Here is an 11,830-nt window from a genome sequence, read left to right on the forward strand (position 1 = left end):
TCGCTTATTCAGCTGTGAGTTTGCGCTTCAAAATTTTGCCTGTTGCACTCATCGGTAATTCAGATTTGAAATGAACATGCCTTGGGTATTTATAATCAGCCAACTGTGACTTGCACCAGGCTTTTAATGCTTGTTCATCAGCTTCGTGGCTATCGTCTAATACCACAAAAGCATGAATTTCTTCACCATGCACAGCATGAGGCAACCCTACCACAGCGACCATTGATACAGCCTCGTGTGCCATTAATATTTCTTCTACCTCACGCGGATAAACGTTATACCCGCCTCGCACAATCATTTCCTTTATTCGGTCAACTATGTAGAGGTAACCATTGCTATCAAGCCGACCAATATCACCAGTATGAAACCAACCATCAATTAAAGCCTCTGCGGTTGCTTCTGGTCGATTGTAATACCCTTTCATGACACTCGGGCTGTTGATACATATCTCGCCAGGCTCACCAGCAGGAACATGATTACCCTTTATATCGATTATTTTTACCGCCGTTGCGCACAGAGGCTGGCCGACACTTCCAGGGATCCGCTCTGCATCGACGTGGTTAAATGTGGCCACTGGCGCTGTTTCAGATAACCCGTATCCCTCAAGGATCGGAATATTAAACCGTTGTTCAAATTGTGTAAGGATCTCTACTGGCATAGAAGCGCCACCCGAAATTCCCACCCTCAGATTTGCCGATACCCGTTCAATAAGTGATGGGTGTTGTTCAGATGCCGCTAATAGCGCGATATACATCGTCGGAACCCCAGCAAAAACGGTAACTTGGTTTGCTTCGAGTGCTTCAAGCACTGTGATTGGATCAAACCGAGGGATCAGAACCATGCTACTGCCACTCAATACCGAAGCATTCATCAAGACTGTTTGACCAAAACTGTGAAAAAGCGGCAAGGTGATCAGCGTAGTATCGACCTTAGACAGCCGCATCAGGTATTGGGATGCCATCGCATTGGTTAGCATGTTGGTGTGGGTCAGCTCCGCCCCTTTAGGGCGCCCTGTTGTGCCTGAAGTATAAAGAATGACGGCAGTATCATCGCCAGTACTCGTATGAGTACTAAAATCCGCTGGCTGTTGATTGACCCAACTAGCGAAGTCTATTTCACCGTCATGTGCCGGTGACGTATGTCCGGGTGTGGGTATATGAATGAAATGCTCGCATGATTTAACCTCAGAAAAACCTGAGCGCCCCATCTCTCCAATAGGCATCTCGGGTGTACCGTCAAAACAAAAATAGGCCTTCGCTTCTGAATCGGCGAGATGGTAAGCAACTTCTCGCGATTTAAATAACACATTGAGCGGAACAACAGTGCAACCTACCTTTAATATTCCGTAATAGATAGCGGGGAAATAAGGTAAGTTCGGACATGACAAAGCAACTTTATCTCCGACGTCTAAACCCAGTCCTTTTAGTCCATTCGCAACTTGATTGGCCAACATATTCAATTGTTGGTAGGTAAGTTGTTTATCACCACAACTTACTGCTATTTTGGTGGGATAGAGTGTTGCGCAGCGCTCTAGATTGACAGCAAGATTCAGCATTTACGACCTCATATTATTGTTTTGATAACATCCGATGAAGGGTATTGCTTAGCATCAGCGCTGTCATACCAACGCTGATGCTCTATTAGTTATACTCATTAATTCAGATATCGCTATGTACTTCTGTATAACTATTTACATCTGTAAAACTATGTACTTCGATTAGTTTTTCTCTTTCAAGCTGGGATCAGCCTTACCGACGAACAAACGTAGAGTTAGTCGTTGCAGCAATGTGCCGTAAGGCGGGCTGAATATTTGGATTGGAAACCAAGGCTTCATTTCTAACACAGACCGAGCATGGCTTAGTTCATGGAAGCCTTCTTCGCCGTGATAGTTTCCAATACCTGAATTTCCCGTGCCGCCAAATGGCACAGAATGGTTGAGAACATGCCAGCCCCAATCATTGATGGTCACGCCACCGCTGTGGGTATTTGTCAGAACCCACTCACGCTGCTCAATATTGTGGCTAAATAAATAACAAGCCAGTGGCCGTGGCCGGGATTGAATATGTTCAACAACGTCATTGATATCGTCAAAGCCATACACAGGCAGCAGCGGTCCAAAAATTTCTTCCTGGCAGATTCTCATATCCGGCGACAGTGACGTAACGATATGCAGCGGGTATTGGCGCCCCTCACCTTTTTCACCACAACGGGTAATTACCGCTCCTTTCTCTTCTGCATCCTTTACTAATGCAATAAATCGCGCTTCTTGAGCCTCATCCACTAAGTGAGTGACATCTCGATTACCGTCAAAGCTTGGATACATTTTCCGATTCGCGGCTTGTAACGCAGTGACAAAACTGTCGATTTTATCCTTTGGCACCATGGCGTAATCGGGGGCAATACATATTTGTCCCGAGTTAAGTCCTTTGCCATGTGCTATCCGCTCTGCCGCTTTCTCGATATCAAAATCATCAAACACCACAGCCGGAGACTTACCACCTAACTCTAGCGTGACCGGCGTCAGGTTAGCTGCAGCGTTAGCCATGATATGTTTGCCACTTGCCGGTGAGCCTGTAAAAACCAAGTGGTCAAAAGGAAGGTGTGAAATCTCCATTGCTTGGGGGTGATCACCCGCAATAATACACACCAAGTCTTCGCTGTAGATCTCTGCCAACATGCGCTTTAGCACTGCCGTCGTTCTTGGGCAATTTGGCGGCATTTTGATCATACAGCGATTACCTGCAGCTAGCGCCGTGATCATCGGCCCTATCGACAAATACAAAGGGAAGTTCCACGGACAGATAATGCCTACAACTCCCTTAGGTTGATAACGCAGCTGTAGTTTATTGCCTTTAAATAGCCACTCTGTTGGCCGGCGTTTAGGTTTTACCCATCGCTTCAAATGACTCAACACATGGTTAATATCTAAAATAGGTGCAAGCACATCAGCCAGAATAGATTCCGTGTGTGAACGGTGGCCAAAGTCGTCACTCATTGCATCAGCTAACAACTGCTGATAACGGCTCAGCTGTGATTTCAATGCTGTTAGTCGCTCTTTCCTCAATGCAAGACTTGGGTATGGTTCTTGATTAAAAGCACGCTGCAACACTATAAACTTATCATTCAAATCATTAACTTGAATTGCGTTATCATGCATTACTTCATGATTTTCGACTGTGATTGGCTTGCTCATCATAAATGTCACCTTATTGTAATACCATCACATTACAACACTTCACTCACACCAAGCACAGGTCGCAAGCAGACAATTATAGGTGAAATTCGGACAACGCCATAAATCAGATAAATATTTATGGTAATCTGTTATTTATGGTCAATATCGAAGGTCAATATGGAATATATTGCTGATTACGCCCCGAGTGCCAACGATTACACTTACGGTATATTAGATATCCAACTACTGGTTAAGATGCTGGAGAAAGAAGGGATTACTGTCGAAACCCTACTCTCAGGCAGCAAGCTGACACCTGATGATTTAATCTCTCCCAATACCCATATTCGTTACCGAGATAAGTTAGTGGTCTTTGCAAATGCCATGAATTTATCCTCACAGCCCGGACTTGGCCTCTTGGTTGGCAGCCAAGCCCGCTTTAGCGATTTCGGTGTACTTGGCTATGCGGTATTCAGTAGTGCTACCTTAGGTGAGGCACTGCTTATTGGCTTTAAATACCTTCGCCTTGCTGGCCCGGTTTTACGCAAAAAAATGTGGGTCGATAATGATATCGGAGGGTTCAGTGGCGAAGAGTTGTTGGAGCTCGATGAGAGCTTGCTCCGTTTCTGTGCGGAATACTGGTTTAGTGCAATCAAAGCATTATGTGAAGAAGTCACTCAGGCGGATTTCCCAGCTAAAAAGCTCTATTTTCCTTTTGCCGAACCAAGCTACAGCCACCTATATCAGGAAATCTTTAAATGCCCTGTCATCTTCGGCAGTAATAAACTTGAATGGCACTTTGATTCTGATTGGCTAGCACGTCCATTACCTACGACTAACCCATTGACCTTGAAGATGTGCCTGCAGTCTTGCGATGACATGCTCTCTAAACTAAACCAGCCCACGACGTTAGCCGATAAAGTCTCGTTGCTCTTTGTTGAGAGTTCAGGACGCTACCCTAATATCGAACAGGTCGCAGATCACTTTTCGATGTCATCACGTACACTTCGTCGTCACTTAAGCAACCTTGGTACAAGCTACCAATCTCTATTGGATCAAGTGCGCTGTAACTTAGCCAAAGACTATTTAAAAACGACCCAACTAAGCCTTGATGAAATAGCCGAGCGTATTGGTTTCTCTGATAGCGCTAATTTCCGTCATGCTTTTGGAAAGTGGAGTGGACTAAGCCCTTCTCAGTACCGCAAACAAACGAGAGCAGCCGAAAGTACATAGGCCACGAGTTATAGCCGGCGGCATTGCATATCAAAGACATTGCAACTCGTTAACTACGGCTCTTTCGCAACAGAGGTAATTTGCTCGTACAGCCAACGCTGGGCAGGATCATTCATGCTTGGCTGATGCCACACAAGGCTATAAGACACCTCGCCATAGTTAAATGGCAACGGCTTGGTGATCAAATCCTTTGCCTGCAAAGCGACATTTGCCCACTGGCGAGAGCAGGTAAACAGCAAGTCACTGTGATGGCACATTAAGGCTGCGCCACCGAAATCAGGTACGTTAACAGCAATTTTGCGTTTCTGATGCTGCTGGGCAAGCTGCATTTCAAAGAACGGGACGCTCAAATCATTATCGGTAATGCCGATATGGCCATAACTTAGGTAATCATCAATAGTCATGGCTTTATCGGCAAGCGGATGATTGGGGTTCATCAAGCACACCATCTCGTCATCCAATAGAGTTTCCCATACCAGATTGTTTTGTGTGCTTGGTGGCTGGCTTTTATCATGGGGCAAAATGATGAAATCCAACTGGCCTTTGGCAAGGCTATCAAACCCTTTATTATCACGTGACCAAATCTCCAATCGCATCCCCGGCGATTGCTGAAGTACCCTTGCACTCAGCTTGGCCGCCAATAACTCGAAAGTGCTTTCCCGCATCGCCAGTGAAAAACGCCCTTGATAAGAGGCAGGATCAAACGCCTCTTGCGTCAGCATCTGGTTCATCTCGTTGATCATTTGGTGCACGGTTGGCCCTAAACGACGAGCGAGCGGTGTGGCGACGAGTTGATTGCCGTGACGGTAGAACAACTCATCGTTCAAACTTTCCCGTAATTGGGTCAAGGTCTTGCTGACGGAGGACGGGCTCAGGCATAACCTCTCTGCACTCGCGGTAACACTGAGTGTATCCAGCATGACATGCAGTGTAATTAAATGCTTCATGCTGATTCGGGACAGTTTGATGAGATCCATAAGCCTTTCAGTATCCACTAGCTACAAAAAAGCCAGTAGATTATCTACTGGCTTGTTTCATAATAAATTATTCTGGATTGGCGTCAAATAAAGAATTATCGAAGACCGTGCAGAAATTCAGCGCGGGTAGCCGGGTTGCGCTTAAAAATACCACCCAAAGCCGTGGTGGTCGTCACGCTGGTTGCGTCCATCACACCACGCGCTTTTACACAATAGTGCGTAGCATCCATGGTAACGGCGACGTCATCACTTTCAAGCAGGGTCTGCAATGCGACCAAGATTTGTTGCGTCATACGCTCTTGAACCTGCGGACGCTGAGCAAAGAAACGGACAATACGGTTAATCTTAGACAGGCCGATGATTTTACCACGAGGAATATAAGCGACCGTTGCTGTCCCATCGATGGTAATCAAGTGATGCTCACAAGTACTGGTCAACGTAATATCTTTGACTCGCACCATTTCATCACACTTCATCTTATTTTCAATGACGGTGATTTTCGGGAAGTTGGCGTAATCTAGACCAGAAAACACTTCATCTACATACATCTTTGCGATTCGATGGGGTGTTTCAACCAGGCTGTCGTCGGTTAGATCCAATGAAAGAATTTCAAGGATCTCACGCATGTGATACTCAATTTTTTCTTTCTTCTCTTCGCGGCTTACCACCCTATCTGTCATAGGGGTTTCTAAACCACGCTCAACCAGTGCTTGGCGCACCATCAATGCAGATTCGCTAAATGCAGTCATTCTTTTCCTCCAACCGGCTGGGCTTAAGGCAAACATCAAGTAATTTTAGATACTTATGTGTATAAAACGTGCCCAAATACGAGTGCCAGCAAACTTTGAGACGGAAGGATACCCTTAAATCGAAAAAAATACACTATGAATTACACGACGAAACTACTCAGGTATTAGTGCTAGTGACCTTTTTTTGTCATAATTACCCCACTAAAACATATAACGACGATAGACGGATACCTATTATGGGATGTTGTGACACTCCAGGCTTAATGCCAGTCGAAACCGCACTGACCAAGATTCTTGATCAAGTTGAACCTCTTGAAACTGTAGCAACGGTTTCCCTGTCTGATGGCATGGGACTGGTACTTGCAGAAGATATTTGCTCACCAATTAACGTGCCGCCATTTGCCAATTCGGCAATGGACGGGTATGCCCTGCGCATTGCTGACTTGGAAAATACCGATACCCTGCACATGGCAGGTAAATCTTTTGCCGGTATCCCTTATGATGGTATTTGCCAGCCAGGTCAGTGTATTCGCATCATGACCGGCGCCCAAATGCCTGAAGGCGCAGATGCCGTTATTATGCAAGAGGAAACCGAAGTCGACGGTGATAACATTCGCTTCACGGCTAAGGTTTCTCACGGCGAAAATGTTCGCCCTATTGGTGATGATGTCCATCAGGGTGATGTTGTCGTTGCCAAAGGTAACCGCATTACCGCCCGCGAGATGCCTCTACTGGCTTCCCTTGGTATTGCTACCCTGCCCGTTTATCGCCGTCCTGTGGTTGCATTCTTCTCTACCGGTGATGAGCTTCGCCCAGTTGGCGAGCCGTTGGAAGCCGGTCAGATCTACGACAGTAACCGCTATGGTATCCGTGCACTGCTGGAGAAATTCGGCTGTGATGTCATGGATCTAGGCATTATTCCAGACAGCCCAGAAAAACTGCGCGAAGCCTTTGCTCAAGCAACCACGGCTGATGTACTGGTGACGTCTGGCGGTGTCAGCGTAGGTGAAGCCGACTACACCAAAGACATTCTCGACGAACAAGGTGAAATCGGGTTCTGGAAAATCGCCATGAAGCCAGGTAAGCCTTTCGCTTTCGGTACTATCAACAATACTTGGTTCTGCGGCTTGCCGGGTAACCCTGTCTCGGCAATGGTTACGCTTTACCAACTGGTACAGCCAATGCTTGCCAAGTTGTCGGGCCATAGCCATTACCAGCCACCACAGCGCCTGAAGGCCAAAGCGACTACAGTCTTCAAAAAGCGCCCGGGTCGTGCTGATTACCAGCGCGGTATCTATCAAATCAACAGTGAAGGCCAAGTTGAAGTTGCCACGACAGGTAACCAAGGCTCTGGTGCCTTTAGCTCGATGCACCAAGCCAACTGCTTTGTGGTACTTGAGCAAGAACGTGGCCGCGTAATGCCAGATGAAGAGGTTACTATCGAACTCTTCAACCAGGCAATGTACTAATATCGATGACCGTGTCCGCATACTCAGCGGACACGTATCTCCTCAGTAGAATCCCGACAGGAATACACAGTGGTAGAACTGACCGACGCAGAAATGCTGCGCTACAACCGCCAGATTATTCTTAAACAATTTGATTTTGATGGCCAGGAAGCACTCAAGGCCACCTCAATGCTCGTCCTTGGTGCTGGTGGATTAGGCTGTGCCTCAACCCAGTACCTTGCAGCGGCAGGTGTAGGTAAACTAACGCTGATTGATGACGATAAAGTCGAAGTTTCCAACCTCCAACGACAAGTTCTGCACAATGACAGCACTGTCGGCATGTTGAAAGTCGACTCTGCCCAACAGGCACTTCAGACAATCAATCCGAATACCGCGCTCGAGACCGTAGCCAAGCGCCTCAATGATGACGCATTGAAAGCACTTATCGAACAGCATGATATGGTGTTGGACTGCTGCGACAACGTGGATACCCGAAACCAGTTAAACCGCTTGTGTTTCGAGACCAAAACCCCGTTGATATCCGGTGCTGCCATCCGTATGGAAGGCCAGATCAGTGTTTATACCTATCAAGACGATGAGCCTTGCTACCAGTGCCTGAGTGCCCTGTTTGGCCAGCAAGCCCTGACTTGCGTCGAAGCGGGGATCATGTCACCGGTTGTGGGCATTGTAGGTGCAGTACAAGCGATGGAAGCGATTAAAGTTGCCGCCAATATGGGACAACCTTTGACAGGTAAAATATTGATGCTTGATGCCATGACAATGAGCTGGCGGGAAATGAAGCTAGGTAAGCAGCCTAATTGCCAGGTTTGTGGCGAGTAGTACCTCTGAGCCAGCCGATCTCGGCTGGCTTTTTTGATAGTGCTATTGACCCGTTATCATCAGCCAATCGTGGAAAAACTTCCCTCAATCTCACTGAGCCACTTCGCCCGCTTGGTATCACTAGTAAACTTCACATAGGTCAGGTTTATCCACTTGCGGTTCTTAATGCCGATCTTCCAGAAAGTACCCAGCAGCATCGCTTTTTTAATCGCATTGCCAAACAATAAACGATAAGCCAAAGACGGTGTGTTCATGGTGGTGATCATAGTCACGCCTTTTAACTTGGACAGTTTGCTAAACATTCGTGTGCCCTTGTCGTTATAGTCATAAGCAATGCCGGGAAAGATTATTTTATCGATAAACCCTTTCGTCAGCGCAGGCATCAACTCCCACCAAATCGGGAATATAAACACGACGTGATCTGCCTGCTCTATCCGCTGTTTGTAGTCCAGCACCTGCTGGTCAAGCATACTATAGGCTTTCTCGGGTTCGGTTCTTGCCAAGGTGAAGGCTTGCAGATCTTTAGCTCTCATCACTGGATCAAATTCATCTTGGTCTAAATGAATCACATCTATCTCATGATGCCCTTGTGACAAGCCTTTTTTCACTGATTCCAAGATTGAATTACAGAAGCTACCTTCATAGGGGTGGTTAAAAACAACTAAAACTCTCATCGAACTCTCTCTACATTCAATAGCAATTGCAGCTATGTTAAGAGAGCTAAAGGGATAACAACGATAACATATGTTATCAATCTACTCTTTCCGGCACCGTATCCGACTCAATGACACAGAGGTAATGCCTAGGTAAGACGCAATATAGTGTTGTGGCACTTTTCGTATTAGCTCAGGGTGCTGCTTTACCAGCTCTTGATACCTTTGCTGTGGAGTATCTTTTATTCGTGAAAGAAAGAGCCTTTGATAATGTCTTAGCCGTTCTGACATCAATTGAAACATCGCATCCTTAAATGGGCCAGACACATCGAGATGGCGCTTTAAATCTTCAACAGAAACCGCATAGACTGTTGATGGCAATATACTTTCAACAGTGTAAGGGCTGGGTTCATTGAACATTAGGCTTTCAAACGATGACACAAATTGGCCATCCATGAAGAACTGAAAAGAAACATCCTTTCCATCATGGTTGAACCATGAACGCAGGCAACCTGCTTCGATATAATAAATGGCTTTTGCTGCGGTGCCTTCATCGATAACCGTTTCTTTTTTTTTCAACTCTATACGCTTGGCATATGGTTTCAATTCATGCCAGATATTCTCGATACTGTCCATCATCCAACAACTTCATATTGACTCAAATAGCCGTGTTATATCCAACTAAAAGCGATACATTTTTCTGGGTAAGTATAATATCAATGCTGTAACTTTAGCCACATAGTTTAGCCGTTACTCCATCCTATTCTAAGGGAATGAATATATAAAAAAACAAGTCAGTATGAAACTGACTTGTTGTTAAATAAGAAAAAGTTTACTTAGAGCTAAACATCACGATGATTCATCCGGAGATAACGCTAACAGGTATTTCATCGTTGCCGCCATTTCTTCAATGCTTCGATGCCGGTCCAGTTTTACCAAGTACTTTCCATCGACAACAAATCCGGGGACAGCATTGATACTGGTATTACTCATCACCCATTCAGACTGAACAACTTGCTTTGTAACCATTTCATTTTGCTGAACAGTCATTGTCTCAGGTGCTTTTAAGCCATAGCGTTGAAATAAGTTTGCTATATTTCCTTGATCCACAGTTCTCGATTGCACTTGGCTAAACAGATCTTTCATAAATGACGTATCGACAACAATTTCACTTTGTACCTTAGCACTATAATAAATAGTAGCTAATGACTTTGTATTATCATTGTATACCACATGCTCCTTATCAATTTCTTTCCCTGTTTCTCGTTCTAACTGAGGAAGAAATTCATTCATCATTTTGCATGGGTGGCAACTCAATGAAAAATACTTCACAATACGAGCAGTGCTATCTGCAGAAATAATAGTAGGCGTTAGAACTTCGTAATGTTCCCCTTTCTTAGCCTCATGCGTAAAGCCATAACTGGAAAATAAAACCAGCAACGAAATAAAAGCAGACTTAACAGTACGAATACTTTGGTAAACAAACATACATCCCTCAATAAGATAAATGCCATATCAGCATTTAACCAACATATAGAATCATAAAAGAAATTAACTGCGGTTGATAAAACCTTACTTTGTCATACAGCAAGCCTTTGGTAAGCGATATTTACCAGCATAGACGCTGCATCTTGGATACTCGTATCATCAAAATCAAATGTGGAGGTATGCAAATTACTCCCCTTCGTCCCTATCATAAACCAACATACTCCCTCCACTTGATTTGTCACAAAAAACTGCATATCTTCGCCACCAGCAGATGCAGGAACGTCCGTAACAACATTACCTTCTCCGTAAATACTATTTCCACATGCAATGACCGAGTTGGTATGTGCTTTGGTATTTATCGTGGCGGGACAAAGCACTTCAAAAATAAGTCTATAACTTGCATTGTATTTCTTGCATACAGCCTCAGCGACTGAATGCATTTTTTCACGTATATAGTCAGCAATATGCGCCTCAAAATAACGCATCGTTCCACCTGCAAAGGCTGTTTGAGGTATTCCATTCATTGTAGTTCCAGCATTAAGTTTGCAGGTTGCGATGACCGCCATATCTTTGGGATCTATTGCCCGAGTGATGGAATCCCACTCTGTAATAATCTCACTCGCAACATTAATCGGGTTAATACACTTATGAGGTACAGAACTATGACCACTTCGCCCTGTAATTGCTAAAGAGTAGCACTCACCAGCACCTGTTGTGGCACCATATCGGACCTGCAAGGTTTTATCTTTCAACCTCGGCATATTATGGAAACCATAGAGTTCAGTATAAGGATGAGACTCATATAAACCATCATCCATCATGGCTTTTGCCCCTTTACCCGTCTCTTCATTAGGCTGGAAAAGAACCTTAACCTCTCCTTTGAAATGATTATTTTTGGATAAATAGAATATCGCCGCCAGCGTAATCGCCATATGCCCGTCATGACCGCAAGCATGGGCAGCCCCTTGATGTTTAGAGGTCCACTCGGTATCGGACTCGTCCATCATTGGCAGTGCATCCATATCACAGCGAAACGCAATTGTATTACCCTGCTCACTGCCTCTAACGGTAGCAACGATCCCAGTAGTTCCAAAACCGAGATCATGCTCAACCCCCCACTTTTCAAGCAGTTCAATTAGGTACTGCTGCGTCTGGTACAAGTCGAACCGTAACTCCGGAATTTGATGTAAGTCCCTTCGCCAGTTAACCGCTTGCTTAACCAGTTCACCATCAATCATGGCAATTGGGTTTGATACGTACATTTTATCTC

Annotated in this window: 11 protein-coding genes; 3 read left to right on the forward strand and 8 right to left on the reverse strand. The window is 45.2% G+C overall.

The features are described 5' to 3' along the window. Window positions 1-4: 4 nt before the first annotated feature. Together L4D79_RS16125 and L4D79_RS16130 are read right to left on the reverse strand one after the other, a co-directional pair. On the reverse strand, window positions 5-1,555 hold the full coding sequence (locus L4D79_RS16125; protein ID WP_428652564.1) for a long-chain-fatty-acid--CoA ligase: 1,551 nt from the start codon (window positions 1,553-1,555) through the stop codon (window positions 5-7). 162 nt (window positions 1,556-1,717) lie between these two features. Continuing rightward, on the reverse strand, window positions 1,718-3,196 hold the full coding sequence (locus L4D79_RS16130) for a coniferyl aldehyde dehydrogenase (RefSeq protein WP_428652565.1): 1,479 nt from the start codon (window positions 3,194-3,196) through the stop codon (window positions 1,718-1,720). A gap of 156 nt (window positions 3,197-3,352) precedes the next feature. On the opposite strand from L4D79_RS16130, the gene L4D79_RS16135 reads away from it, so the two are divergent. Beyond that, a complete protein-coding gene (locus L4D79_RS16135) occupies window positions 3,353-4,405 on the forward strand; it encodes an AraC family transcriptional regulator (RefSeq protein ID WP_428652566.1) in 1,053 nt (350 codons plus the stop codon). A 53-nt stretch (window positions 4,406-4,458) separates the two neighbouring features. Here the strand turns inward: L4D79_RS16135 and L4D79_RS16140 are convergent, their stop codons facing one another. Together L4D79_RS16140 and folE are read right to left on the reverse strand one after the other, a co-directional pair. After that, window positions 4,459-5,382, reverse strand: a complete 924-nt coding sequence (locus tag L4D79_RS16140; RefSeq protein WP_428652567.1) for a LysR family transcriptional regulator — start codon at window positions 5,380-5,382, stop codon at window positions 4,459-4,461. A gap of 95 nt (window positions 5,383-5,477) precedes the next feature. Next, entirely contained in the window at window positions 5,478-6,131 is a 654-nt protein-coding gene (gene folE, locus L4D79_RS16145; RefSeq protein WP_428652568.1) for a GTP cyclohydrolase I FolE, read from the reverse strand. Between the two features lie 236 nt (window positions 6,132-6,367). On the opposite strand from folE, the gene moeA reads away from it, so the two are divergent. Further along, window positions 6,368-7,600 (forward strand): molybdopterin molybdotransferase MoeA, encoded by a 1,233-nt coding sequence (moeA, locus tag L4D79_RS16150; protein WP_428652569.1) that lies wholly within the window; start codon window positions 6,368-6,370, stop codon window positions 7,598-7,600. 69 nt (window positions 7,601-7,669) lie between these two features. Then, entirely contained in the window at window positions 7,670-8,419 is a 750-nt protein-coding gene (gene moeB, locus L4D79_RS16155) for a molybdopterin-synthase adenylyltransferase MoeB (protein WP_428652570.1), read from the forward strand. Between the two features lie 59 nt (window positions 8,420-8,478). Here the strand turns inward: moeB and L4D79_RS16160 are convergent, their stop codons facing one another. The 4 genes from L4D79_RS16160 to L4D79_RS16175 form a co-directional block, all read right to left on the reverse strand. After that, complete coding sequence (locus L4D79_RS16160) at window positions 8,479-9,093, reverse strand: NAD(P)H-dependent oxidoreductase (protein WP_428652571.1); 615 nt, start codon at window positions 9,091-9,093, stop codon at window positions 8,479-8,481. Between the two features lie 81 nt (window positions 9,094-9,174). Further along, window positions 9,175-9,711, reverse strand: a complete 537-nt coding sequence (locus tag L4D79_RS16165; RefSeq protein WP_428652572.1) for a Crp/Fnr family transcriptional regulator — start codon at window positions 9,709-9,711, stop codon at window positions 9,175-9,177. Between the two features lie 210 nt (window positions 9,712-9,921). Next, complete coding sequence (locus L4D79_RS16170) at window positions 9,922-10,560, reverse strand: thioredoxin domain-containing protein (protein WP_428652573.1); 639 nt, start codon at window positions 10,558-10,560, stop codon at window positions 9,922-9,924. 92 nt (window positions 10,561-10,652) lie between these two features. Continuing rightward, window positions 10,653-11,822 (reverse strand): M20 metallopeptidase family protein, encoded by a 1,170-nt coding sequence (locus L4D79_RS16175; RefSeq protein WP_428652574.1) that lies wholly within the window; start codon window positions 11,820-11,822, stop codon window positions 10,653-10,655. Between the last annotated feature and the right edge of the window lie 8 nt (window positions 11,823-11,830).

Source organism: Photobacterium satsumensis, from assembly GCF_050336935.1.
Classification (GTDB): Bacteria; Pseudomonadota; Gammaproteobacteria; order Enterobacterales; family Vibrionaceae; genus Photobacterium; species Photobacterium satsumensis.